Raw genomic sequence first — 26160 nt, 5'->3', positions numbered from 1 at the left:
AAGTGTTTTTCGAGAACAGCTATTATGATCAAACGCTACATAAAGACAGCGGCATGTTTGTGCCTCACATTGACGATGATGTGGCTTTCGGGCTGCACGACGCCAAATATGAAACTGCAAAATGCATTTATTGGCGAACAGGATATTGGATTGGCAAGACAAGCGCTCGCGGAAGGCGCTGACCCCAACATGGTTTTGTACGACGGCGTTCGTCCTCTACACAAAGCTTTCATTGCTGACAAAGAAGCCTTCATCCGGGGTACTGATAACGACGGCTTTAATAAAGATCTCTTCGAACTTCTCACCTCATACAATGCGAACCTATCCATTAGTCTCGTAGAAAAAGGCGACTTACCCGCAATTTTCTTCGCCAAAACCCTCGAATCCGTGGAGGCCCTCGTGGCCGCTGGAGCCGACGTCAAACAGCGAACCTCTCAAGGTGAGACGGTTCTTCACCATTCGGCATCAATGACGCCCGCTGCCGTGGAACGACTGATGGAATTGGGCGCTGATCCTCACCTGAAAGATAAGCGTGGCGTCTCCGCGATTGACGTCGTCATTTTCGTTCGTGACTCGTCAAAAGAGCGTCTGGGCCAGCTCATCGAAAAAAATTCAGTCACCTTCGCGCAAAGCCAACGCAGACGTGCAATTCGTCTGGAGAGGATTCTGGCACTCATGGAATCGCGAGATTTCGACGAGACTCTTATAGCCAGAGAATACCCTCCTATCGATGACAATAGGCTGGAGCTGGCAAGCAAAAATATTATTCCGGACAATTCAGGAAAGTTTCTGTCCCCCTATACCAGCGACGGAGTCACTGCAGAATGGGTCAATCAGGCAATTAACGCAGGAATAGGGGCCCAGATTGGCTCAACGACTGGTGCAGCTACCGCGGGATCGATCGCAAGAGAACTGGGGGAAAGCTTCGCAGTCGTGGCTGTCGTGAGCATGGCTGGCTCGGCGATTGGCGAGGCTATTGGACGCAGTGCCGCAATAGAAACCTCTGGGGGCTGGGAGCATATCAGAGAGACGTCCGACATGAGCTTTAACTCAATTGAAGATATGCGGCGCTATCTTGAATTGAGGCATGGTAATGACGAGAACTATGAAGATGTTTTTAATGCTACCTCACAGATATATCCCGAACTCGCTGATTAATTCATTACTCCGTAATTTCCCTACTTCCTGTCAGGTCAGAGGACAAATTACTCATGGCACTCTCTGTTAAACATATTGATCAGCGAATCCTGCTGGCACTGCTGGTTGTCTCGGTTTTATTAACTTCGGGGTGTGCCACCCGCACTAACAATAAACTCCACAACGTTCTGATTGATGCGATTGTTTCGGATCCAGATCTCAATGCTGCGGAGCAGGCATTGAAAGAAGGTGCCGATCCTAACTCAACGAATTACAAAGGAGACCGGCCACTTTATGCAGCCTTTGGAAGCTCGGCCCTCTACAACGATTTCAACCAGAAGCTGTTTGACTTGTTAGTGTCCTATGGCGCCGACGTATCTTTGAGCGTCAAGGAAGGTGAGGACATGCCGGCATTGTTCGCCGCAACTTCCTACCCGGCAGTCAAAGCCGTCCTTGATGCGGGTGGGGACATCAATCAAAGAAACGCCAAGGGTGACACAGCACTCCATCATCCCGTTTTCTTTAAATCGCCCGCGGCCATCAGGTTATTAATAAACCGCGGAGCAGATCCAACCTTAATGAATGATAAAGGTCTGTCAGCGATAGAGGCTGTCACTATCAGAAGGGATTCTCACAAACAGGCGTTAACGGCTTCTGAGCCAAATTCATTCCAGCAAGCAAACCATTATCGAAATGTTTCGATTCGGATGGAGAAGGTTCTTGCAGCCATGGAACGGCGCGATTTCAATGAGGAGCTCATCGCCAGGCAATATCCACCAATTGACGACAACCGGCTGGAGCTGGCCAGCGAGGCCGTCATCAATAACAACTCAGGTGAATATCTGTCGCCGTACACCAGCGACGGTGTCACTGCCGAGTGGGTCAACCAGGCCATCAACGCAGGGATCGGTGCCCAGGTAGGAACAGTTGCCGGGGCTGCCACCGCCAGTGTCGTTGCGGAACAGTTCTCCGACAGTTTTGCAGCGGTTGCGCTGGTGGGCATGGCAGGATCCGCGATCGGCGAGGCCGTGGGCCGGCGGGCTGCGATCGAAGCTTCCGGCGGCTGGGAGCACATCAGAGCCACATCCGACATGAGCTTCAACTCACTTGCTGATATGGCCCGATACCTCAGGCTGAAGCATGGCAACGACGAGAATTTTGACGAGGTCTTCACCGCAACCAAACAGGTGTATCCAGACCTCGCTAACTGATTAAACGCTGTCAGATTCACCCAGCATCACAGACAGGCGTTCATCCTTGGCTCGCCACTGGTCGGCGAGCCAATCCTTCACGTTCCTGCGATGCTCCGCATCCGTTGAATAATCCCGCCCCTTCAGGTGTTCCGGTATGGTCGCGGTGTGGATCTCCATTTTCACTTCCCCTACCCGACCACAGATGAAATCCCAGAAGCTGGGCGCTCCCCCGGGGTAGGCAATGGTGACGTCCACCAGCGTCTCGATGGAGTCGCCCATGGCGTCCAGCACGAAGGCAACGCCGCCGGCCTTGGGAGTGAGCAGGTGGGTGTAGGGGGATTTCTGCTTGTCATGCTTGGCCTGGGTGAACCGCGTGCCTTCAACGAAATTCATGACACTGACCGGGGTATAGCGGAACTTTTCGCAGGCCTTGCGGGTGGCCTTGAGATCTTCACCACGCTTCTCGGGATGTTTGATCAGGTAGTCCCGGGTGTAGCGCTTCATGAACGGGAAATCCAGCCCCCACCACGCCAGACCAATCACCGGCACCCAGATCAGCTGCTGCTTCAGGAAGAACTTCAGAAACGGCGCGCGGCGATTGAATACCCGCTGCATGGCGAAGATATCGACCCAGCTCTGGTGGTTACTGAGCACCAGGTACCAGCTTTCCCGCTGCAGATTCTCCGCGCCTTTCACCTCCCAGCGGGTGCCATGGGTCAGTTTCATCCATCCGGTGTTGCAGGCCACCCAGGATTCGGAGATCCAGATAATGACGCGGGTGCAGAGCACGCGGAAGCCCTGGTGTGGGATGACCAGTTTCAACAGCGCCGGTATGTAGAGCAGCAGGCACCAGAACAGAGTGTTGATTCCCAGCAGGATGGAGCTGAGGACGCCGATAATGGGAGCAGGCAGAAAGCTGAGCATGGTGGTCCTGTTTTGGTTGTTGTTTCCAATGGGGTGCAATCATATCAACCAGAATGGTGATTGGGCAGTGGCCCGAAGTGACCGGTCTGCCCTGACTATGTGACGGTGATGCCATAGCTCAATTCAAATTGCAGCGGTAGCCTTCACGAAAACGCCAAGTATCAACGTGAGTTACGAATCCCACTATGGACATCCCCATGCCAAACCTCTTCAAATCCATGGCTGACAAAGCGTCGGGGCTCACCCGGCAAACGGCCCTGTACGCCGGCAATGCCTTCGACCGTGTTTTCCGCGCCGCCAGCTTGGTGCAGGCGGGGCAAACGCCGTTTGAAACGCTGTATACCGATGGACTGGTCAGTCTGCGGTATTACCCGCCGCTGGAGGAGGATTTTATCGAGCTGGATGGCGAGACCATTGCGGTGGAGCGCACCGCTCACAAGACGCCGATTGTGATTGTGCCGCCACTGGCGGTGAATATGCTGATCTACGACCTGTTTCCCCAGCGCAGTCTGGTGCGCTTCCTGCGGGCGAAAGGATTTGAGGTGTACCTGATCGACTGGGGCATCCCGACCCGTCAGCACAGTCACTACAATCTGCACACCTATGTCGCGGAGTTTTTGCCGGCCTATCTGAACCGGGTACGGGAACACAGTGGCGAGCAGGAGTTGTCGCTGCATGGCTGGAGCATGGGCGGCATGTTTACGCTGTTTTACTCCGCCCTTAGCAAGGATCAGCACATCCGCAATGCGGTGGTTCTGGGTTTGCCCATCGACAGTCACGCGTCCGGCCTGATGGGGCTGATGTACCAGCGGGTGGCGGATGTCGCGGATTTTGTGCGCAAGCGCACCGGTTTTCGCATCCACGATGTCAAACCCCACTGGTTTCACACACCGGGCTGGGCCAATACCATCGGTTTCAAGCTGACCAATCCGATCGGCAGTGTGATGGGGTACTGGGAGCTGATTGTGCGGCTGGGTGACCGGGAGTTTGTCAGTAACCACGCGACGACGTCGGCGTTTCTCGACCGGATGGTGGCATACCCGGGCGGGGTTATTCAGGACACGGTGGTGCGGATCTGGATCGACAATCAGCTGTCGCAAGGTGAAATTCAGATTGGTGAAGATGTCGCCCGCCTGGAAAATGTGAATGCCAACTTACTGGCCATCGCCGGTCAGGAGGACACTCTGGCGACACCCGGTGCGGCCAAGCGGGTGATGGATCATGTCAGCTCTGCTGACAAGACGTTCCGCGTGGCGCCCGGCGGGCATATGGGGATTCTGGCAGGCAGCAAGGCGCCTCGGGAAAGCTGGCTGGAACTGGCAGAATGGTTGGCGGAGCGATCTGACTGAGTTTTCATCGTCCGGGTTAGCCGGCAGGGTGCTACTATTAGGGAAGGAAAACTGAAGACACCCTGACCGAAAAGGAAGGATTCCATGCCCCCGAAGTCAGAGGAAACAAAAACCGATTCCGCTCCCCAGGCCGAACGTAAACAACTGGTTGCCATCGCCCGCGACATTGTTCGCAGCGACGGTATGGCCGCACTCACTCTCGAAGCACTGGCGGAGAAAAGCAATACGCCACTGTCGACCGTCGAATCCCTGTTCAGTGACAAACCTGGTCTGATCCGTGCGCTCTACGAGGCCTGGGTGGAAGAATGGCAACGCAGGCTGATGGCAGCCCTCCCCGAGACACCGCCGGAAGCCATGCTGCGACAGGCTGCCCACATCTACCGTGAACTGGCCTGCTCCGATCGCGCCCTGTTCCTGGCGGCCAGCACCCCCATTGCCATTGAGGCCGACCTGTTCGGCGTATTGTCCAGGTCGACCGCGTTTGAGCTGTTTGCCAACTTCCTAAAGACTGGCATGGCCGAGCGCCGATTCCGTGTCACCGCGGATCCCGATGCCACCGTCCGTACCCTGTGGGCCGTGGTGCATGGCGCCGTGCTGCTGGAAATCTGCAGCGGCGACGACGAACTGACCGGCAAGCGGACGCTGGATGAGAGCATCAACCTGATGACCCGGGGGCTACAGCGCTGACGGGCTCCGGAATTCCTTTCTAGAGGTGCTTAAGGGCCGCGGGCAGCTCTGAAAGACTGTTTATTACCGCTGACGGCTCTATGCCCCAGTCTTCAAAGACTTTGTTGGTATCTCTCTGCACCCAGACCGCTTTCAAGCCGGCGGCTCGTGCGCCAATCACGTCCCAGGCATTACTCGATACCAGACATAGCGGTTCGTCCCAGGCTCCCGTTGCCCTTCTGGCATAGGTGTATACGGCCGGGTCAGGTTTGAAACTCTTGATATCGTCAACGGAAACCAGGCCTTCGAACTGATCCAGCAGATTATTATGGCCCAGTACTTTTTCCAATGCCGGATAGCTTCCGTTAGAGAATGCGAACAGCGGATAATCGCCTTTCAGGGCTTTCAGTGCAGGCAATGCATCATCAAACGCCGGCAGGGACAGATACGCGGCCATCAACTCATCCTCTCGCTTCCCGGCCAACGGCAGATCGTGAGTGGCCATGGCGTACCGCAGGGCTTGACGAGTGCAAACACCGAAGTCCTCATAGACCCGCATCAGGCCTTTGCGGAAGGAGAACTCCAGTTGTTTCTCCCGCCAAAGAGCGCTGACGGCCTCTGCGCTTTCACCAGCGTCCTGTTTTAACAGATCCGCCATGCCCATGGGATCGACCAGCGTGCCGTATACATCGAACGCAAGTTTGAGCGTCATGGTGCCTCCTGACATTATTGAGCGATCACTCACCATACACTAGTTCAGGGATCCTACTTTGTGTATGCGACCAGGGTGTAAGTGGATTACACTGCGATCCATGAACGGCATCGATACATTAAACCTCGACACTCGCTCCCTGAGCACCTTTCTGACGGTGCTTGATGAAGGCAGCGTTTCCCGCGCGGCCATTCGCCTGGGGGTCAGCCAGTCGGCCGTGAGTCACACCCTGGACCGGTTGCGCCAGTCACTCGGGGACCCGTTGTTTGTAAAGTCCGGACGCGGCATTGCGCCGACCCAGTACGCGCTGCGGGCGGGGCCCCATATCCGCCAGATACTGGATGACCTGCAGTCCCTGTCCAGCGGACCGCCGTTCACGCCCGCGACCGCGGAGTTCACCTTCACCATCGCCGCCAACGATTACCAGCGTGATCTGCTGTTACCCGGGTTGGTCAGTACCCTGCGGCGGGAGGCTCCAGGCATTCGGCTGCAGGTGATTCCCTCCGGCATTCCGACTGCCGACATGCTCCGCAAGGATGTCTGCGACCTGATCATCTCGCCCCACGCCCCAGAGGCGACGGATATCATGCAACGTGGATTGATGGCCGACCGTATGGTGGTGTTCTACGATCCGGATTACCGCGAGCCGCCACAGGACACGACGGAATACCTCAAGGCGGACCATGTGTCCCTGTTGTTCGCCACCGGTGAAAAGCCGGCTCTGGAAACGTCACTGAACACCCGCGGGCTGACCCGGCGCAATGTGGTCACCGTGTCCAATTTCTCAGGTCTGCCGGAATTCCTGCGTGGTACCGATATGCTGGCTACCGCACCGGAACGTATGAGTAATCACTTACTCAGGGGCTTCGCTTCGGTTCCCCTGCCCTTCGACTTCAAACCTTTCACGCTGCTGATGCTCTGGCACCGCCGCAACCAGAACGACCCCGCCCACCGCTGGCTTCGCAACCAGGTCAACTCCGTGGCGGCGACGATGAATGGTCTAAACGAATAATCAATCGATTTCGTTCATACGTTGTATGAAGCGATAAGCCGTTATCCCTGAGACGCACGGGCGTACACTTCCCTGACTCCGAGTAGGTCGCAGGTAGTGGGGAGGGGCTTTCCGAAACACGCTGTAAATACATCCATGTACGCTCCGCTCCGCCATCCATGGCTCCGCAGGGTTTCGGAAAGCCCCTCCCCACTACCTGCTCGCTCACTTTCAGAACAGACCGAGAAACTTCATGCTTGCGCTGACCAGTGTCTGGACAACGATATTACTTGCTGCCGCTGTAGCCCTAGGGCCGCTGGCCACCGATATGTATCTGCCAGCGCTGCCGCAGATCGGCAGCGATTTCGGCACAGGTACCGATCAGGTACAGCTCACCCTCAGCCTGTACATGATGGGATTTGCACTGGCGCAATTGGTTTGCGGCCCGCTGGCCGACCGCTTTGGCCGCAAACCGATTATGATCGGGGGTTTTCTGCTATTTGCCCTCGCCAGCATTGGGTGTGCCTTCGCCACCAATATCGAAACTCTGATGCTCTGCCGCTTCCTGCAGGCCCTCGGCGGCTCCGCTGGCCCGGTACTGGGCCGAGCCGCGATTCGTGACATCTACACGCCACGTGAGGCTGCACGCATCATGGCCATCCTGGCCAGCATCATGGCTCTGGCGCCAGCGATTGCACCGACCATCGGCGGGTTTATGGTCTCCGGCCTGGGCTGGGCCTCCATTTTCATCGTACTGGCCGGCTATGCACTGATCATGGCCGTGGTGGTGGCCTTCGGCATTCCCGAACCCATGCGCCCGGAATACCGCCAGCCCCTGCGGCTGTGTAGCCTGCTGCGAAACTACCGCACCATCGCGACGGATATCAGCTTTCTCGGCTACACCCTGACCAACGCGCTGATTTTCTCCGGCCTGTTCGCTTTCCTGTCCGGATCGTCCTTCGTGCTGATCGATTTCCTGGGCGTGGAGCCCGAGCACTTCGGACTCTTCTTCGCCTGCATCGTGGTGGGCTACGTCACCGGCAACCTGAGTGCCATCCGCCTCGGCAGCCGGCTGGTACCGGACCAGATCCTGGTACGGGGTCTCACCATCGCCCTGGTTGGTGGCGCGATCATGGCCGGCCTCGCCGTAGCCGAAATTTACAGCGTCTGGGCGGTCATCCTGCCCCAGGCCCTGTTCATGGTCGGCGTCGGTATGGTCCTGCCCCAGACCATGGCCGGCGCCATGGCCAACTTCCCCCACATGGCCGGCTCCGCGTCCGCGCTGTTCGGCTTCACCCAGATGGCCGTCGCCGCTCTGGCGGGCATACTCGTTGGTCACCTGCACGACGGCACTTCCCTGGTCATGGCCACCATCATCGCCGCCAGCGCCGCCGCAGCTCTGGCCAGCTACCTGCTACTGGTTCAGCGACACCCCGCAGTTGGTTTTGAATCACAACCAGTATCGACGCGGTAGTCAGAAGAAAAAAGAGTGCAACTCCCAAGATCGGGATCGGCCAGGACAGCCCTGCCCAAAACTGTGCGGAGCCATGGATGGCGGAGCCCAAGCGTCACAAGGATGTGCCGAAGGAGCGTGTTTTGGGCAGGGCTGTCCTGGCCGATCTTTCCCAATGTTGAAGAGTTTTCAAAACTTGCCATACAGTATGGCGGAGATGCAAAGTCACCCAATCTGAGCTAAACAGAGTAAGCTGTCCTAGCAGAATCCAGACAACAGGAGCATCGCAATGAGCAACGTAACCCTCGATGGTAACCCCATAGAAGTCAGCGGAAAATTCCCCACACCCGGCGACAACGCCCCGCCCTTCACCCTGACAAGCAGCGGCCTGGAAGAAGTCAAACTCGAAAACTGGGCCGGCAAACGCAAAATCCTCAACATCATCCCCAGTATCGACACCGGCGTGTGCGCCGCATCCACCCGCAAATTCAACGAAAAAGCCGGCAGCCTGGACAACACCGTCGTCCTCGTCATCTCCGCCGACCTGCCGTTCGCAGCGGGCCGCTTCTGTGGCGCCGAAGGAATCAAGGACGTCGAAACCCTCTCCACCTTCCGCAACTACAGCTTCCAGCAGGACTATGGCGTTGCCATCCAGAGTGGCCCCCTGGCCGGTCTGTGTTCCCGCGCGGTGGTAGTGCTTGATGAAAGCAACAAGGTATTGCACAGCGAGCTGGTCAGTGAAATCAAAAACGAACCGGATTATGACGCAGCCCTGAAGGTACTTTGATCCTGTTCAGTGTCGGGTTACGCTTCGCTAACCCGACCTACCGTCACTTCAAAGACCTGATCCGAGCACCAGACCACCCGTGAGTACCCCACCCGACAACACCACCCTCGCCCGCCAGCTGTTTTCCATGACCTGGCCCATGCTGTTCGGGGTGCTCTCACTGATGACCTTCCAGTTGACCGACAGTGCCTTTGTGGGTCAGCTGGGGCGTGATCCACTGGCCGCCCTTGGCTTTACCGTTCCCATGCAGCAACTGGTCAGCGGCATGTACGTTGGCCTGGGCATTGCGACCACGGCCATCATTTCCCGTACCCTCGGCCAGAACGACGAACTCAGGGCACAGCGACTGGGCGGACTGGTGATTACCGTGGGTGCGTCCCTGGCGCTGCTGCTGTGCGCGTCGGTCTGGTTGCTACAAACCCACATCCTGACCCTCCTCGGCGCGGAGCAGTCGCTGCTGCCCGTCATCAACGAATACTGGGCGCCCTGGCTGGTGTCCGCCTGGACAGGCGCCATGCTCTACTTCGGATACAGCATCTGCCGCTCCCATGGCGACACCAAGCTGCCGGGCTACCTGATGATCGCCACCAGCCTGCTCAACATCGCGCTGGATCCGCTGTACATCTTCGTTTTTGGCTGGGGGCTTCCCGGAGCAGCCTGGGCAACAATTACGGCCTTTGGCATTGGTGCTCTGGTCATCTACCCGATCCTGTTCCAGCGCCAGTGGATCAGCTTCCAGTTGCGGCAACTCAGCCTTGGCAAGGCACTGAGGCAACTCAACGGAATCATGGCGCCGGCCATGGTCAGCCAGCTGATGCCGCCAGCCTCGGCCATGTTAGCCACGGCCCTGGTGGCGGGATTCGGGTCTGCCGCTGTCGCCGCCTGGGGGCTGGGAACCCGCCTGGAGTTTTTCTCGATCGTGGTGGTGTTGGCGCTGACCATGTCCATGCCGCCGATGATCGGGCGCATGCTGGGGGCCGGCGACATCGGACAGATTCGCAAACTGGTGCGGCTGGCTGTGCGTTTCGTGGTTGGCTGGCAGTTGGCCATTGGCCTGATCTGGGTATTGGCCTCCGGCCTGGTGGCGCAGCTGTTTAGCAGCGATGCCGAAGTGCAGGAGGTGCTGGGCAACTATCTGGTGCGGGTGCCACTCAGTTACAGCGGGCTGGGCGTCTGCATGCTGATGGTGTCGGTGTGCAATGCCCTGGGCCTGTCACTGAGAGCCTTACTGGTTTCCACGTTACGGCTGTTCGTCTGTTTTCTGCCGCTGCTGTGGATCGGGGCGCAGCTCAGTGGCCTTACCGGCCTGATGAGCGGTGCCTTGGTGGGCAATCTGATGGCCGGCGCGATGGCTTACACCTTCTACCGCGCCGGCATGGCTAAACTCCAGCGATCAGGCGAAGCGTGAACGGAAGTCTTCAGGCATTGGCACAACAGCCTTACGCTGGTAGTTGAAGAACACAAAGCCGTACTTGGCCAGTGCTACCGGTTGGCCGCTTTCGGCTTTGCTGACGCGGAATACGAAATCGCCCCCGTACTTGTTGAAGTCCATAAGCCCAACCTCAAATCGCAGCATTTCCGGGAAAAACGATTCGGACTGGTACATGGTGGCCAGGTCAGTAACGATGATCCCCACGCCGTTGTGATCAGCTTCCTGGATGCCGTACTTCACCAGGAACTGGGCCCGAGCTTCCGAGAGCATGGAGATCAGGGCGTCGTTGCCCAAATGATTAGCGCCATTGATGTCGGTGATTCTGACGGGCATTCTGGTTTCAAAGCAGAAGACATCATCCGGGAAAGAGAGCTTTATACGGGCCAAGTTCAAGATCCTGCTGAGAGAAAATTTCAGGGAAACGCCATGATACTTGGTTGCAGCCTTGCCATCACCCCAAGACAGCAAGTCGAACATTGGTTATCTTGAATTAGTTATTGGCGGCCCGCACCGACGCTGGATGAAAGAGGTTGGGAGGCTGCTGTCAAAACTGTGCGGAGCCATGGATGGCGGAGCCCAAGCGTCACATGGATGTGCCGAAGGAGCGTGTTTTGACAGCAGCCTCCCAACCTCTTTCCCGCACCCGGGCCTGACAAACGAGACACAAACGGACATTCTATGGATATTCGCCCTGCTGCCACGCTGGTTCTGACACGCGACACCCCTGAAGGTCTCCAGGTGCTGCTTTTGCAACGCACCTGGGAGGCGGTTTTCATGCCCGGTTATTTTGTGTTTCCCGGCGGCGCGGTGGATGAACAGGAACCTCTCGGTCGCGAACACGCTCTTGGCCCGGCTGATTCGGAAATCAGTCAGACCATGAGTGTCGACGAAGGCGGCGCCGATTATATGCTCGCGGCGGTGCGCGAGTGTTTTGAGGAGGCCGGCATTCTGGTGGCAATGGATGCCGACGGGGCGACGATTGGGGGAGACCATCCGGTTCATGGCGAGCGTCAGGCGCTGTTCAGCGGACAACGGTCTCTGGCGCAGTTGTGTGCGCAGCACGGGTTGGCGATTCCGCTGGATCGGTTGGCGTATCTGGGGCACTGGATCACGCCTCCGGGACCGCCGCGGCGGTTTGATACCCGGTTTTTTGTGACTGTCGCACCAGAAGGCCAGGTGGCCAGCCATGATGGCGTGGAGACCATTGATCATGTGTGGATCAGTCCTGCCCTGGCGTTAGAGGAACACCGCAATGGTGAACGTTTGCTGGGGCTGCCGACGATTCGCACGCTGCGGGTGTTGAGCAGCTTTGATAACGCGGACGCAGTAATGCGCTATGCCCATGCCAATCCGCCGGAGCCTTACCCGGATCAGCCATGGCCGGCGCTGAAGAAGGGCAAGCCGGTGATGCTGGAACCCGGTTCGCCGGCCTATGACGAGGCCGCCAAGCTGGACCCGGAAGGGGAAGGTTCGACCCGGGCGGAGATTGTGCCCGGGGAGCCGGTGGAGATCGCCGCCGGGGTGATCCGGTTGACAGCGCCCAACCCGGGGATGATGACCGGGCCGGGTACCAATACCTATCTGTTCGGCCATGAACGGTTTACGGTGCTGGATCCGGGGCCGGACGATGAAACCCACATTGAGCGCATCCTGGAGCTGACCGGCGGAGTGATTGATCAGGTGGTGGTGACCCATACCCACCGGGATCACTCCCCGGCCACCGCGGCGCTGAAAGCCAGAACCGGATGCCGGGTGTTCGGGTTGCCGGCGCCTGCTGGTGCATCCCAGGATCAGACCTTCGCACCGGACGATGAGCCGGAACACGGCGATCTGATCGTTACCGACGCAGGCATTCTGAAGGCGATTCATACGCCCGGTCACGCCTCAAACCATATCTGCTACCTGCTGTTGGATCAGGAACTGCTGTTTTCCGGGGATCACATCATGCAGGGGTCCACGGTGGTGATTAATCCGCCGGATGGGGATATGAAGGCGTACCTAGAGGCTTTGTACGATTTGCTGGCCGAACCGGTCCGCTATATTGCGCCGGCGCACGGTTTCCTGATGGGGCAACCGGAGGCGGTGATTGATTACCTGATCACCCATCGGCTGGCGCGGGAGCACAAGGTGGCCAAGGCCCTGAAGCAGCTTGCTCCGGTGACTCTTAAGGATCTGACGGCGACGGCTTATGATGACGTGCCGCAGGCTATCCATGGGGTTGCAGCGCGCTCGGCGCTCGCGCACCTGCTGAAACTGAAAGCGGATGGCAAGGCCGCGGAGAAAGGTGATCACTGGTCTGCCATCGGCAGGAGGCAATGAAAAAGCCCGGCGTTGCCCGGGCTTGTCGCTTCCACCTATTTTTTGGCGATGATGTAGACGGCGTGAACGATGCCGGGAATGTAACCGAGAAGGGTCAACAGGATGTTGATCCAGAAGTGCTTGCCGATACCCACCTGCAAAAAGACACCTAACGGCGGTAACAAAATCGCAATCAAAATTCGCAAAAGATCCATACAGTTTACTCCCTTCAGCACGTATAAGTGTCACATGAACGCAAAATGTTGCCTGTAGATCTACTACATAGGCCATTTTGCGGAAATGCACAAAGATTTCATGAAGGTGGCATTAAACCTTTGTCACAGCCGTATTCATGATAGCAGGGGCGCTTTATCCTAGAGGCCGTTTTCGCCGCCGGATCTGGGAGCTGTCCCGATTGGCTGCCGACCTGAGAGGAATTATGCTGTTTAACCGGTTCAAAAACCTGACATTCATCGGCCTGTCACTCGGTGCTCTGATCACCGTGCATCCCGTTTTGGCCGATCAGAACGGAGAGGCCAAGGAAGTCCTGCTGGCAGAGCTCGCAGAGGACGAGAGCGTTGAGGATGTGGAGAACTCCGAGCCCCGCAAAAGCTCACGGGCCGGGTCTGCAAGCGAAAAAGCAGCACAGAGGGACGATCAGGAGGATACCCGTCAGCCGGAGTCTGCTGGGACGGAAAGCAAGAAACCCAAAAAGGTCGCCCCCAACATTGATCTCAAAGAGATCGCTCCCGTCCCTGAGCCGCCCAGGGAAGAAGAGGTCAGTGAATCTGCCGGGGATTCCCTGGAACCCGGCGGGGCCGATGTAAAAATCGAAGTCGCCGATGGCTCAGGCAACGCGCCCGACACTTCGGAAGCTGACAGTAAAGCGGATTCTGAAACAGCAGAACCGGAAGCGGCCAGTACTTTCGAGCTGCTGGGATCCAAAGTCCGTCCTGGCACCTCCACGCGCCTGGCATGGTCACCGAACATACAGATTGCCGGACTGTCGCAGCCTACACCGGTGCTGGTGGTCAATGGCGTCAATGCGGGCCCCACTCTGTGCCTGACCGGCGCGGTTCACGGTGACGAGCTCAACGGCATCGAGATCGTTCGCCGCACGGTCTACGACCTCAACCCCGAGAAACTCTCCGGCCGGGTTGTAGGCATTCCCATCGTCAATCTGCCGGGTTTCCAGCAAGGTACCCGCTACCTGCCGGATCGCCGTGACCTGAATCGCCATTTTCCGGGCAGCCAGGATGGCAGTCTGGCAGATCGCATTGCTCATTCACTGTTTGAGAGCGTGATCCGCAAATGCGACATGTTGGTGGACATCCACACCGGCTCACAAAAGCGCACAAACCTGCCTCAGTTGCGGGCGGACATGAACAATCCGGATGTGGCAGCCTTCACCCGTGGCTTTGACCGCATGGCGGTGGTCCACAGTTCAGGCTCCTCCGGCATGCTACGCACGGCGGCGGTGGAAGCCGGTATTCGTACCGTGACCATGGAAGCTGGCGAATCTCACCGCATTCAGGAACATCAGATTGATGCGGGCGTAAACAGCCTGACCAGCCTGCTGGAAAAGGAAGGCATGATTTCCCGGATGTTCGTCTGGGGAGACCCGGAACCGGTTTACTACGATTCCAACTGGATCCGCGTGCCAAACGGCGGCATCCTGTTCAGTGAAGTGGATCTCGGCGCCCGTGTTTCCGAAGGTGAGGTTCTGGGCTATGTGGCCGACCCTATCACCAACGCCCAGCACCCTATCCGGGCGGCCAGCAACGGTCGCATCATTGGCATGGCCGTGGATCAGGTGGTGATGGCCGGCTTTGCGGCCTACCACGTTGGTACGGAGGCAGAAGTTCCCGGCGAATAGTATGCTACCGGCTTCCGACGTTTTCGAACGACAACAGGAGCTGGCGTGTCTATTCATTCCCCGAAGCCAATATGGCTGGCCTACGTTGGGCTGGTACTGACACCGTTATTCTGGGCAGGCAACGCTGTGGTTGCCAAGGGTGCGGTCGACAGCATCCCGCCCTTGTCCATGTCATTCTGGCGATGGGTGATCGCCCTGGCGGTTATCCTGCCCTTCGGCCTCCCGGGCGTGTTGCGCCACCGTCAGGTTATCCGCCAGTACCTGGGGTCCATGCTTATACTGGCCACCTTCAGCGTGGCAGCGTTCAACTCGCTGCTGTACTACGCCGCCATCACTACCAGTGCCACCAACATTGCCCTGATCAACGCCACCATTCCCATTTTCATTGCCTTGCTGGCCTGGCTGCTCCTGGGTGACCGGACCCGCCCGGTTCAGCTACTGGGCATCCTGTTGGCCGTGCTGGGAATACTGACGGTCGTCGCCCGTGGACAGTTGTCGGTGCTTACGGAACTCGGGGCCCAGCCCGGGGATCTGATCATGGTGGCTGCGGTTTTCAGCTGGGGGCTGTTCTCTGTGCTGCTCAGACGGCAGGCGGTGCCCCTGCCGGCCCTGGTATTCCTGACCACCCAGATCGCCCTGGGCACACTGGTTATATTGCCGTTCTATCTGATAGAGCTGATGTTCTTCAAAGGGGGGTTCGAAGTTGGTCGCGCCACGATCACGCCATTATTGTATTTTGCCTTCTTCCCCGGAATCCTGGCGTACGCATTCTGGAATCACGGCGTGCATCGGGTGGGGCCTGCAAGGGCGGCCATGTTCATGTACCTGACGCCGGTGTTCGCATCGATACTGGCGGGGGTCTTCCTGGGGGAACGGCTGGGGCACTTTCACATCATTGGCGGGCTGTTAATACTGGCAGGACTGTTTCTTGCGACACGTAAAGTGCCCTCAAGCTAACCCGGAGTCAGGGGAATGGTCATCCCCCTGACTCCAACGGAACGTCTGAGGAACCTGTTCGTTCAGCCGGCGTTACGACGGGCACGCAGCCCAATACCAAGCAAGCCCAGTCCCAGCAACGCCAGGGTGCCCGGCTCGGGAACCTGTGACGCCTTGGCAATCAGCTCGATTTTGGCCTTGACCTTGGCACCGTATTTCTTGCCCTCATGCAGGCCAAAAAGATAGCCTTCATTGAATACGGCATCAAACAGGGTGACCCGAAGATGGCCATCGCCCTGGGCGCCAAAGAACAGATCCAGTGAACCGTCCCAGGTGAGTACCCCTTTCTGGAACAGGCCTCCTACCTTGTTCACCCCCACGGTCTCACCATCGATCGATCCGAACAGCACATCGGGCGAAGTGAAACTGAAGTCCACCGAGATCGGATAGGCAACTTCGTCGTCGTCCCCTACATCGGATTCATTGGTCCAGATCTTGAACAAGCTGAAATACTGGCTTTCCCCTTCGCCAAGATTGAACGTGAAAGGATTGTCAGCAATATCTGCGGAGTTAACCACCAGACCCGGATCGTCCGAGTTGAGATTGACGTCATAGCTAGCTGTTATCTGCGCCGCACTTGCCAGTGTTGGGAAAAACAATACGACGGCCAACAACGTGACCAGTGTAATTCTTGGCATACTTGCCTCCCTGGGTTTCCCCATATTCCGTTAATGAGTACCACCCAAAACAAAAGCATCGGCAATGCCAGTTTCTGTCTTTCGCTTTAAAACCAGACGCCTGTGTATTCCTGTAAACCCCACGACAACTGTGGTCGTAAAAAAAGCTGACAAGTCTTCAGGGCACACCCGACTGCTTACCGGAAACGCCGGATGACAGCCGCTTCGATGCGCTCCAGTGCCTGCTCCAGGAGCGGCCGGGGACATCCAATATTCATCCGCATGAAGCCGCGCCCGTTGTCGCCGAAGGTCGCGCCGGGATTCATACCAATGCCCGCGTCCTGCACAAAGAACTGTTTCAGCGCTTTGTCATCCGGTGTCAGCCCACGGCAATCCAGCCAGAGCAGGTAGGTTCCTTCCGGCACCGTCATGGTCACTTCCGGTATCCGCTGCGCCAGAAAGTCCGCCACATAATCGCGATTCTGCTGAAGGTAAGGCATCAGCTCGTCAAGCCAGGGACCACCATGCCGGTAGCCGGCTTCAAAGCCGGTGATGCTGAATGGATTGCATTGCCCCATGTGAAGGGAATCGAAAACTTCCTTCATTGCTCGCCGTCGGTCAGGATCAGGAATCACCAGCGCCGACAGCCCAAGTCCCGGCATGTTGAAGGTCTTGCTCGGGGCAACCGCCGTTACCAGCGCATCGCCGGCTTCCGCCAGGCGGGCAAGCATGCAATGCGTCGGCTTGTCCGGATACACCAGGTCACAGTGAATCTCATCGGACAACACCACCAGGCCGTGTCGGCGGGCGATATCCAGCACAGCCCGCAGTTCCTCATCCGTCCACACCCGGCCTACGGGGTTGTGGGGGGAACACAGCACCAACAGGCGAGCATCGTCACGGGCGGCGCACTGTTCGAGGTGTTCAAAATCCATAGTGTAACGTCCGTCGACACAGTCCAACGGATTTTCAATCACTGTCCGGTCGGTCCGCTTTACTGAACTGAAGAACGGCGGGTAGACCGGCGGCTGAATGATGACTCCCTCACCAGGCTCGGAAAATGCCAGGCACGCTGCATGAAGGGATGGCACCACGCCGGGCGCCATGAGGATCCATTCCCTTTCAATAGTCCAACCATGGCGGTCCCTGTACCAGTCGATCATCGACTGATACAGGGAATCAGGAAACAGGGTGTAGCCGTATATCGGGTGTCGGGCCCGGGTTTCCAGGGCCCGGGTGACCGCCTCCGGTGCCGGGAAATCCATATCCGCCACCCACAGCGGAATCACATCCTCCTTACCAAACACGGCCCGGCGGGCATCGAATTTTACCGAACAGGTCTGTTCGCGGATAACGGACTTGTCGAAATCTATGGGCACGTGGCGCTCCGATCAGTCATGGGGACGGGTTAATGGTCATCATTCTGTGGCAGGAGTCATGACCACCGCAAGCCGTCGCATATCAGAGACATGACCGGTCCGTCTGCGGGTTTAAAGCTTTGGTCGAAGATTCACAGGTTTTCCTTGCCGAACACGGCCAACACTTGCGAACCTAACGGTTTATTGTCCATCGGCTGACCCATAACCCCTGTCGGAGCCTTCGAATGATTGGTCAGATCCTGTCCACGATGTTGCCGGTTTTCCTGATTGCCGGATGTGGCGCACTGTATGGCCGTTATCGCACGCCCGATATCCAGGGATTGAACACCCTGAACATGGAACTGTTCGTCCCCATGCTGGTGTTCGCGGTCCTGGCAGACCAGCAGGCACCACTGCAGGAATACACCAGCCTCGCACTGGCAGCCACCGTGGTGGTACTGGGTTCCGGCATTATCCTCTACCCCCTGGCCCGGGTGCTGAACCTGGATCTGAAAACCTTCCTGCCCCCGATGATGTTCAACAATTCCGGCAACATGGGCATCCCGGTACTGGTGTTCGCCTTTGGTGACGCAGCCCTGCCAGCCGCCATCGTGCTGTTTATAGTGGAGATGCTGCTGCACTTTACCGTGGGCCTCTACATGCTGGACCCGCACACCTCCATCATCAAACGGCTGCGCCTGCCCGTTGTGTTTGCCAGCATTGCCGGCCTGGCCGTCAATTTCGGCGGGGTGCCCATGCCACAGTGGCTGCTGGAAACCCTGAATATGCTCGGTGGCGTATGTATTCCACTGATGCTGTTTACCCTCGGCGTGCGTATGCTGGATGTGGATTTCAGCGACTGGAAACTGGGCATGCTGGGCGCCATTGCCTGTCCGGTCTCGGGTCTGATTCTCGCCTGGCCGATGATTGCCATACTGGATCTTCCGGGCCTTCAGGTGGCCGCCCTGTGGGTGTTCGCGGCTCTCCCGCCAGCGGTTCTCAACTACATGGTGGCAGAGCAGTACCAGCAGGAGCCTCACAAAGTGGCGTCACTGGTGCTGCTCAGCAACCTCGGCAGTCTGGTGGTGATGCCCATTGTACTGGGGCTGGTGTTTGCGGCCGGCTATGTATGATCTTCAGGCCAGAATCCGTTTTTGTTGCTTGCAACTGCCCAGTCTTTGATCGATGGTAAAGGAAGCTTCGTAATAACTGCTCAAATCTGATTGATTTCATTCGTGATACGGAGGTCTGCCCATGAGCGTCCTGCTCCTTCTGATCAGTGCACTGGTCCTGATTTATCTTGGCATTGGTGGCCAAACCGCCGCGGCGGTGATGGTCATCGCCACCGTCGTCGGTTTATTCCAGGATGGCTGGCACCTGCTCAGCATACTGTTTGGTGGTGGTTTGCTCGCCCTGGCTCTGCTGTTGGTTTTCCCCGGTGATCTCCGCCTCGACAAACTGAGCCGCCCACTGCTGGGCTGGGTGCGAAACCGCCTGCCGAAGCTCTCCGAGACGGAATCCGAAGCGCTCAAATCCGGTTCCGTGGACTGGGACGGCGAACTGTTCTCCGGCCAGCCGGAATGGTCAAAGCTGCTGGACGCCAAGCCTGCCCACCTCACTAGCGAAGAACAGGCGTTCCTGGATGGACCGGTGGAAAAACTCTGCGGCATGCTGGACGACTGGAAAATCACCCATGAAAATTACGACCTTCCGGACAAGGTCTGGAAGTTCATCCGCGAGAACGGCTTTTTTGGGCTGATGATTCCCAAGGAACAGGGTGGCAAGGGCTTCTCCCATACCGCCCACTCCGAAATCGTGATGAAAATTTCCACCCGCAGCGTGTCCGCCGCCGTCACCGTGATGGTGCCCAACTCTCTGGGCCCGGGCGAGTTGCTGATGGAATACGGCACAGATACCCAGAAAGAACACTACCTGCCCCGGCTGGCCGGAGGCGAGGAAATTCCCTGCTTTGCCCTGACCTCCCCGGTGGCCGGCTCCGACGCCGGCGCTATCCCCGACAAGGGCATCGTCTGCAAGGGGCAATGGAACGGCGAGGAAGTGCTGGGCCTGAAAGTTACCTGGAACAAACGCTACATCACCCTGGCGCCGGTGGCCACGCTGATTGGCCTGGCCATCAAGGTGTATGACCCGGACAGGCTGATGGGCGATCAGGATGAAATCGGTGTGACCTGCGTGCTCGTGCCGCGTGAAACCGAAGGCGTCAACGCCGGCGCCCGTCACCTGCCGATGAACACTGTGTTCATGAACGGACCCACCTGGGGCAACGACGTGTTTATCCCCATGGAGCAGGTTATTGGCGGTCAGGACATGCTCGGAAAAGGCTGGACGATGCTGCTGGAATGCCTGTCGATTGGTCGCTCGATATCACTACCCGCCCTTGGTACCGGCGCGGGCAAAGTGGCCAGCCTCGCCACCGGTTCCTACGCGCTGACACGGGAGCAGTTTGGCCGTTCCATCAGCCAGTTTGAGGGTGTTCAGGAGGCTCTGGAACCCATTGCCGGCTACACCTACATGATGGACGCCGCTCGCCTGCTCACCTCCGGCATGCTGGACCGGGGCGTACGCCCATCGGTGCCGTCAGCCGTGCTGAAATACCGCAACACTGATCTGATGCGAGAAGTGATCAACCACGCCATGGACGTGGTGGCCGGGCGTGGCGTCATTACCGGCCCCCGCAACTTCCTGGCCCGCGCCTACCAGGCGGTCCCCATCGGCATCACCGTAGAAGGCGCCAACATCCTCACCCGCAGCCTGATGATCTTTGGCCAGGGCGCGATTCGCTGCCATCCGTTCATCGTGGAGGAAATTGAAGCCGCCGGCATGGAAGATGAGGACAAGGCCGCGAAAAAATTCGATGGCATTTTTTACCGCCACATTGCCCACACCACCCGTAATGCCCTGCGGGCGTTTGTTCTGGGGCTGACCCGTGGCTGGCTGGAGCCGGTGCCACGCCAGGGCGACATCCAACCCTGCTACCGCCAGTTGGCCCGCTTCTCCGCCGCCTTCGCGCTGTTGACCGACGTCACCCTGCTGACGGTCGGTGGCGGCCTGAAAGCCCGTCAACGACTGTCCGGACGCATGGCGGACTGCCTGGTGCATCTGTACTACGCCACTGCTGTGATCAAGCAATGGCATGAGGAAGGCTACCCGGACGACCAGCGGCCACTGGTGGAATGGGGCCTGAAAACCTGTCTGCGGGACCTGCAGGACTCCATGCGCGAAGCCATCATCAACTTCCCGGTTCCGGCGCTGCGCTGGCCATTGCGGTTGCTGGTGTTCCCACTGGGCGCTACCGGCCTGAACGGACCCGATGACACGCTCGGCACCACAGTCGCCAACATCATTGTGAAGGATACTCCGGTGCGTCAGCGCGTCAGCCGCGGGGCGTACATCAACACCGATCCGGACGATCCCCTGGGACGGGTACTGAACGCCTATCGCCTGGCCAATGAAACCGCCGAGATGCGTAGCCGGCTCCATGAAGCCATTCGCAACCGCAATGAGGACGAGGTGGATGGTATTGCCCTGTTAATGGGCCACCAACGCAAGGAACTGGTGGACTGGGCCTGCGAGCAGGGCGTTATCAAGGAGGAAGAGTGTGACAAACTGCTGGAAGCACTTGAAGCGCTATACGACGTGATCCGGGTGGACGCCTTCGAGGGCGATGGCCTGAAAGCTCTCGCGCGTTGCGCCAAGGGCAAACGCAAAGTCGTCGAGCGGCCACCCAGGGAAGAGGATTAACCAGGGAAACGTTCTGGCTTCTGAAGGAAGGAAACGAAACACTCGGCGAATGTCGGCACACACAAATGCCCCACCGGATTAACGGGTGGGGCATTTGCATTACTGAGTGTCGGCTTAGCGGCGGCTCATCCGTTGGCCACGCCCAATTTTATACCTACCCTGCTCTGCTGCCGATCGGCTTCCGCTGCCCGCAGTTTCTCACCGCGATATACCAGGTACTCACCAATGGCGAGAGTGATCAGTACGCCAGCGCCAACCTGCAGGGCGAACGCGGTGTCCAATGGTTCGCCGGGAACCCAGAAGAACAACAGGATGGACATCCCCAGAATGGCAATACAGAGTGTGGAAAGCGCGTAACCCATCGCATCACCACCCGGAATTTTGAACGGCCGTGGATGATCGGCATCACTGATACGCAACTTCAAAAACGCGAGGTGCATGGCGATATAGGGTAATAGGAAAATGATGGCACTGAACGAGAACAGGGTCCAAAACAGGTCTTCAAGATTATTGGCCATAAAGCCATAGATCACCATGATCGACGAGCTGATCGTACCGGTCAGAATGGCGGCGCCAACAGGGCTTTTATGCTCCTTGCTCACCCAGCCAAAGATCTCGGGCATCTCTTTTGCGTCGGCCGCTTCCGCCGCCGCACGGTTACCGCCGAGGGTCCAGGTCACCATGGTCGAGAACAGCGTAAATAACGCCATCCCTCCGATCATCAAAGCGAAGGCGTTGCCGAGCTCGCTCCCCCCAAACAGTTCCTGAAGCGTAACCGCCAGGATATCGACCATATCGACATCATCGGCCGGAACCGCGGCGAGCACACCCGCCGTACCGAAGATGTAGAAACCTGCCGCGCAGAGGCCAGCAGCCAGCATCGCACGAGGTATATTGCGTTCGGGATTGATAATCTCGTCACTCTCGGCGCTGATCAGCTCCATGCCCAAACACCCATAAACCACGACCGGCAGGTACACCAGGCCGGCTTGCAGATCGTCCATTGCCGTACCGAAACTGATGTCGTTAACGAAGCCATGCTCCAGGCCGTACGCAATACCAGTACCACCCAGGGTCAAAATAACCGCAAACTTGGTCAACGTACCGATATTCGGAATCCACTTGCTGTAACTGAGGCGGATGCAGTTAGCCCAGGTTGTCAGGGCGCACATACCGATTCCAAGGCCGATCTGTGCCCACAGACTCATGTCGGGGACAAACAGTGCAGCAAAGATGCCGGAGAACATGATGTAAACCGCCGGCATCCACAGTGCGATATTAATCCAGTATTGCCAGGTGATCCGTGCCGCCCAGCGGGTGTTGAAGGCATCGCGTACCCAGGCGTAGATGCCGCCCTGTTCCGGGTAAGAAGTGCCCAGTTCGGCTGTGACCAACGTATTCGGGATCAGAAAAAGGACGATGACAACCAGCCACCAGAAGATAGCCGCAGGACCAACAGCCGCGGTCATGGCGATCTGATCAATCAGCAGAACCGCAGAGACGGCGTAGAGCGTGACGTCCACCGCAGTCAACGTTTTTTTATGACTCAAGGGCTTACTCATAGGGCACCACCTTATTTATTTTTGTCTACTATGGCGCCATTTTCACCTCCCCCCGCCCCCTGATATATACCCTGTTGGGGGGGGGTAGCCGAATGACCCACCTGAACAGGGTATGGTGAGCGCAGCAGGATGTTTCTAGTGTGATGACCAACATCACCAGAAAAAGCCGGCCCGAACTTAGTACCGGCAACCTATTGCAGCAAGGAGTTCGACCATGTCCGATAAAACGTTTTATGCCCCAATGAGCGGCAACGAGATGCCCCGCTTCGGCGGGCCCGCAACCTTTATGCGCCTGCCTGCGGTCGATCTCTCCGAAGAACTGGACGCGGCATTCATCGGCGTACCCTTTGACATCGGCACCTCCAACCGCCCCGGCGCCCGCCTGGCTCCCCGCGAGATCCGTGACGAGTCCCGCATGCTGCGTCCATTCAATGTATCCACCGGCGCCGATCCGTTCAACAGCCTGACCGTCGCTGATATCGGCGACGTACCAATCAACACGTTCAACCTGCAAAAAAGCATCGATATCATCGAAGCGTTTTACGACGATGTATTGGGCTGTGGCGTCGCCCCGCTGACAATGGGTGGCGATCACACCATAGCGCTGCCGATTCTGCGTGCACTGAGGAAGAAACACGGCCCGATCGGCGTGATCCATGTCGACGCGCACGCCGACATCAACGATCACATGTTTGGCGAGTCCATCGCCCACGGCACCCCATTCCGCCGCGCGGTGGAAGAAGGACTGCTCGACGGCAACCGCGTCGTACAGATCGGTCTCCGCGGCACCGGTTATTCGGCCAACGAATACGACTGGTCGCGTGACCAGGGGTTCCGCGTCGTCACCGCCGAGGAATGCTGGCACAAGTCATTGACCCCGCTGATGGAAGAGGTGCGAGAGAAGATCGGCGGCGGTCCGGTCTATATCAGCTTCGATATCGACGGGCTTGACCCTGCATTTGCACCGGGCACAGGCACCGCTGAGGTCGGCGGCCTGACCGTGATGCAGGGCATCGAGATCATCCGCGGCGCCCGCGGGCTGGATATAGTCGGCGCCGACCTGGTTGAAGTCTCGCCACCCTTTGATATGAGCCGCAACACCTCGGTGGTGGCCGCCAACCTGCTCTACGAGATGCTGTGCGTGCTACCCGGGGTTCAGTACAGCAAGCGATAAACCACGCAAACGCAGGCCCTGCCTGCGTTTTTTTCTGTCGCCCAAAGCAGCCAACTTTACTCAACATTCGCACTCTCTCTCACGCTCTACCCTGTTCAGGTACCTACCAAACGAGGGTATTCAATCCCGCCTTACCGTTCAGCAAACTGGTTACATAGCGCTATCAGCGCGATTCCTGAGAAACACAACAAATGAGTGTGACCATGAACGGATTAACGGATGCCCAAAAGGCTTTACTGAGAACAAAGTTCTTTCCCTACTGGTTAGATCACGCCGATGCACCCAAGCCTGAACCGTCACTCAAGGGCAGCACCCAGTGCGATCTGCTGATCGTCGGCGCTGGCTTCACAGGGCTCTGGGCCGCCGTACAGGCAAAAGAGAACAACCCCGAACGTGATGTGGTTCTGATCGAGGCGCAATGCGTTGCCATCGGAGCCTCAGGTCGCCCCGCGGCCATACTGTCGACCTCGGTTATGCATGGCCTGGACAATGCTCAGCGCCTGTTTCCAGACGACATGGACGAACTGGAGCGTCTGGGCAAAGAAAACCTTGACCATTTCCGCGGAACGATCGAACGCTACAACATCGACTGCGATGTCGAATGGGGTGGCGAGCTCACCGTCGCCATCGGTGAAGATGGCCTGGACGACATCAAAAAAGAGTACAAACTCTACAAGCGCTACGGCCACGACGCCTACCTGCTCAACCAGGACCAGGTTCAGTCTGAGGTCAACTCACCGCTGTTCTCCGGTGGACTCTGGTCCAAGAGCCGTAGCGGTACGGTCCACCCCGGAAAGCTGGCCTGGGGCCTTAAGCGCGTGGCGAAAGAACTCGGCGTGAGAATCTACGAATACACCCCTCTGTGCGATACCCGCGCACTGAACCCGGGTGTAAAGGCGGAAACCCCCGAGGGCCTGATCAGAGCCAACAAGGTGCTGCTCGCTACCAACGCCTTTGCCATCAGCGGTAGCAAGATCCGCAAACGGGTCGCTGCGATCCGCGACCGGATCGTTGTCACCGAGCCGCTCACCGATGAGCAGTTGGCCAGTATCGGCTGGAAGCACCGTCAAGGCATCTACGACACCCGCACACAGCTTAACTACATGCGCCTTACCGCCGACAACCGGATCCTGTTTGGCGGTCGGCTGGGGTACTTTTACGAGAATGATACCGACCCGAAAGCGGACAAGACGGCAGAGAACTTTGTCCCCTTGGTCGAAAACTTCTACAAGACCTTCCCGGGTCTGCGCGGCATCAGTTTCAGCCATGCCTGGAGCGGTCCCATCGGCCTGACCACACGGATGGCGGTGCACTTCCAGCGTTACCACAACGGCGACATGGTCTACGCGGGTGGTTACTCCGGTTTCGGCGTCACCGCTACCCGCTTCGGCTCAAGGGTCGGACTGGATATACTCGATGGGAAGGACACGCCCGAGAGCAAACTGGGATTTGCCAGCACGCTGCCGGGCTACATCCCTCCCGAACCGTTCCGCTGGATCGGCGCGAAGATTACCATGTACGCGCTGGATACGGTTGATGCCAAGGGCGGCTGGCGGCATTTGTGGATTCGGCTGGTTGAGAAGATGGGCTTCCCGATCACGCAAAAGGAATTGGGCTGACATCCCAATCGCCTACCACCAACAGCCGGGCCCTGGAGCCCGGCTTTTTTGACTCCGCGACCCCTTTGTTCCAGAGGAACAGAGCGCGCATAAAATGCCGGCTTGGTAGTTCTCCCATAGGATCGCAGGACCATCCAGCTAACTCTGGGTGCGGTTCGAACTGTACGAAGTCACGAATAGACACAAAGTCAGTGAGCGTGGTTTATAATATCAAGTTAGATTGATTATCGAGGCACCCTCACGGGTGCTGGAAG

22 protein-coding genes are annotated in these 26160 nt (G+C 58.0%); 15 read left to right on the top strand and 7 right to left on the bottom strand.

Annotated features, from left to right (window positions below; all coding sequences use genetic code 11):
- The first annotated feature begins 24 nt into the window (after window positions 1-24).
- Together ACJO3M_RS00550 and ACJO3M_RS00545 are read left to right on the top strand one after the other, a co-directional pair.
- Window positions 25-1158: an ankyrin repeat domain-containing protein gene (locus ACJO3M_RS00550; protein ID WP_406998753.1), complete on the top strand. Its 1134-nt coding sequence runs from the start codon at window positions 25-27 to the stop codon at window positions 1156-1158.
- A gap of 53 nt (window positions 1159-1211) precedes the next feature.
- Window positions 1212-2348 (top strand): ankyrin repeat domain-containing protein, encoded by a 1137-nt coding sequence (locus tag ACJO3M_RS00545; protein ID WP_406998751.1) that lies wholly within the window; start codon window positions 1212-1214, stop codon window positions 2346-2348.
- On the opposite strand, the gene yihG is transcribed toward ACJO3M_RS00545, so the two are convergent.
- Window positions 2349-3254 carry a 1-acylglycerol-3-phosphate O-acyltransferase, YihG family gene (gene yihG / locus ACJO3M_RS00540; protein WP_406998749.1) on the bottom strand — a complete coding sequence of 302 codons (906 nt, stop codon included), beginning with the start codon at window positions 3252-3254 and terminating at the stop codon, window positions 2349-2351.
- A gap of 197 nt (window positions 3255-3451) precedes the next feature.
- On the opposite strand from yihG, the gene ACJO3M_RS00535 reads away from it, so the two are divergent.
- Both ACJO3M_RS00535 and ACJO3M_RS00530 read left to right on the top strand, forming a co-directional pair.
- Window positions 3452-4603, top strand: coding sequence for an alpha/beta fold hydrolase (locus ACJO3M_RS00535; protein WP_406998747.1), 1152 nt, complete (start codon window positions 3452-3454; stop codon window positions 4601-4603).
- 84 nt (window positions 4604-4687) lie between these two features.
- Window positions 4688-5290, top strand: coding sequence for a TetR/AcrR family transcriptional regulator (locus tag ACJO3M_RS00530; protein ID WP_406998745.1), 603 nt, complete (start codon window positions 4688-4690; stop codon window positions 5288-5290).
- Between the two features lie 19 nt (window positions 5291-5309).
- Here ACJO3M_RS00530 and ACJO3M_RS00525 read toward each other — a convergent pair whose 3' ends face one another.
- Window positions 5310-5981: a haloacid dehalogenase type II gene (locus ACJO3M_RS00525; RefSeq protein ID WP_406998743.1), complete on the bottom strand. Its 672-nt coding sequence runs from the start codon at window positions 5979-5981 to the stop codon at window positions 5310-5312.
- Between the two features lie 100 nt (window positions 5982-6081).
- Here ACJO3M_RS00525 and ACJO3M_RS00520 point away from each other — a divergent pair, with 100 nt between their 5' ends.
- The 4 genes from ACJO3M_RS00520 (at window position 6082) to ACJO3M_RS00505 (ending at window position 10620) form a co-directional block, all read left to right on the top strand.
- Entirely contained in the window at window positions 6082-6993 is a 912-nt protein-coding gene (locus tag ACJO3M_RS00520; RefSeq protein ID WP_406998741.1) for a LysR family transcriptional regulator, read from the top strand.
- 232 nt (window positions 6994-7225) lie between these two features.
- Entirely contained in the window at window positions 7226-8446 is a 1221-nt protein-coding gene (locus ACJO3M_RS00515) for a Bcr/CflA family multidrug efflux MFS transporter (protein ID WP_406998739.1), read from the top strand.
- A 268-nt stretch (window positions 8447-8714) separates the two neighbouring features.
- Complete coding sequence (gene tpx / locus ACJO3M_RS00510; protein WP_406998737.1) at window positions 8715-9212, top strand: thiol peroxidase; 498 nt, start codon at window positions 8715-8717, stop codon at window positions 9210-9212.
- A 127-nt stretch (window positions 9213-9339) separates the two neighbouring features.
- Window positions 9340-10620: an MATE family efflux transporter gene (locus ACJO3M_RS00505; protein WP_406998865.1), complete on the top strand. Its 1281-nt coding sequence runs from the start codon at window positions 9340-9342 to the stop codon at window positions 10618-10620.
- Here ACJO3M_RS00505 and ACJO3M_RS00500 read toward each other — a convergent pair.
- Window positions 10606-11031, bottom strand: coding sequence for a thioesterase family protein (locus ACJO3M_RS00500; RefSeq protein ID WP_406998735.1), 426 nt, complete (start codon window positions 11029-11031; stop codon window positions 10606-10608). The two genes, ACJO3M_RS00505 and ACJO3M_RS00500, sit on opposite strands and share 15 nt — an antisense overlap.
- 291 nt (window positions 11032-11322) lie before the next feature.
- Between ACJO3M_RS00500 and ACJO3M_RS00495 the strand changes: the two genes are divergently transcribed.
- Window positions 11323-12963, top strand: a complete 1641-nt coding sequence (locus ACJO3M_RS00495; RefSeq protein ID WP_406998733.1) for an MBL fold metallo-hydrolase — start codon at window positions 11323-11325, stop codon at window positions 12961-12963.
- 35 nt (window positions 12964-12998) lie between these two features.
- Here the strand turns inward: ACJO3M_RS00495 and ACJO3M_RS00490 are convergent, their stop codons facing one another.
- Complete coding sequence (locus tag ACJO3M_RS00490; protein ID WP_144777495.1) at window positions 12999-13157, bottom strand: YqaE/Pmp3 family membrane protein; 159 nt, start codon at window positions 13155-13157, stop codon at window positions 12999-13001.
- A 224-nt stretch (window positions 13158-13381) separates the two neighbouring features.
- Between ACJO3M_RS00490 and ACJO3M_RS00485 the strand changes: the two genes are divergently transcribed.
- Together ACJO3M_RS00485 and ACJO3M_RS00480 are read left to right on the top strand one after the other, a co-directional pair.
- A complete protein-coding gene (locus ACJO3M_RS00485) occupies window positions 13382-14818 on the top strand; it encodes a succinylglutamate desuccinylase/aspartoacylase family protein (RefSeq protein ID WP_406998731.1) in 1437 nt (478 codons plus the stop codon).
- A gap of 45 nt (window positions 14819-14863) precedes the next feature.
- Window positions 14864-15775, top strand: a complete 912-nt coding sequence (locus tag ACJO3M_RS00480) for a DMT family transporter (RefSeq protein ID WP_406998729.1) — start codon at window positions 14864-14866, stop codon at window positions 15773-15775.
- A 62-nt stretch (window positions 15776-15837) separates the two neighbouring features.
- Here ACJO3M_RS00480 and ACJO3M_RS00475 read toward each other — a convergent pair whose 3' ends face one another.
- Window positions 15838-16452, bottom strand: coding sequence for a PEP-CTERM sorting domain-containing protein (locus tag ACJO3M_RS00475; RefSeq protein WP_406998727.1), 615 nt, complete (start codon window positions 16450-16452; stop codon window positions 15838-15840).
- 176 nt (window positions 16453-16628) lie between these two features.
- Window positions 16629-17810: a MalY/PatB family protein gene (locus tag ACJO3M_RS00470; RefSeq protein ID WP_406998725.1), complete on the bottom strand. Its 1182-nt coding sequence runs from the start codon at window positions 17808-17810 to the stop codon at window positions 16629-16631.
- Between the two features lie 224 nt (window positions 17811-18034).
- Here ACJO3M_RS00470 and ACJO3M_RS00465 point away from each other — a divergent pair, with 224 nt between their 5' ends.
- Window positions 18035-18922, top strand: coding sequence for an AEC family transporter (locus ACJO3M_RS00465; RefSeq protein ID WP_406998723.1), 888 nt, complete (start codon window positions 18035-18037; stop codon window positions 18920-18922).
- Between the two features lie 121 nt (window positions 18923-19043).
- Window positions 19044-21551: an acyl-CoA dehydrogenase gene (locus tag ACJO3M_RS00460; protein WP_406998721.1), complete on the top strand. Its 2508-nt coding sequence runs from the start codon at window positions 19044-19046 to the stop codon at window positions 21549-21551.
- Between the two features lie 125 nt (window positions 21552-21676).
- Here ACJO3M_RS00460 and ACJO3M_RS00455 read toward each other — a convergent pair whose 3' ends face one another.
- Entirely contained in the window at window positions 21677-23113 is a 1437-nt protein-coding gene (locus tag ACJO3M_RS00455) for an APC family permease (RefSeq protein ID WP_406998719.1), read from the bottom strand.
- Between the two features lie 214 nt (window positions 23114-23327).
- On the opposite strand from ACJO3M_RS00455, the gene speB reads away from it, so the two are divergent.
- Window positions 23328-24287, top strand: coding sequence for an agmatinase (gene speB, locus ACJO3M_RS00450; protein WP_406998717.1), 960 nt, complete (start codon window positions 23328-23330; stop codon window positions 24285-24287).
- Between the two features lie 203 nt (window positions 24288-24490).
- Complete coding sequence (locus tag ACJO3M_RS00445; RefSeq protein ID WP_406998715.1) at window positions 24491-25906, top strand: NAD(P)/FAD-dependent oxidoreductase; 1416 nt, start codon at window positions 24491-24493, stop codon at window positions 25904-25906.
- Window positions 25907-26160: the final 254 nt, after the last annotated feature.

Origin of the sequence: Marinobacter alkalisoli, from assembly GCF_045449795.1 — a bacterium.
Taxonomy (GTDB): domain Bacteria; phylum Pseudomonadota; class Gammaproteobacteria; order Pseudomonadales; family Oleiphilaceae; genus Marinobacter.
This window is presented reverse-complemented; position numbering and strand designations above follow the sequence as displayed.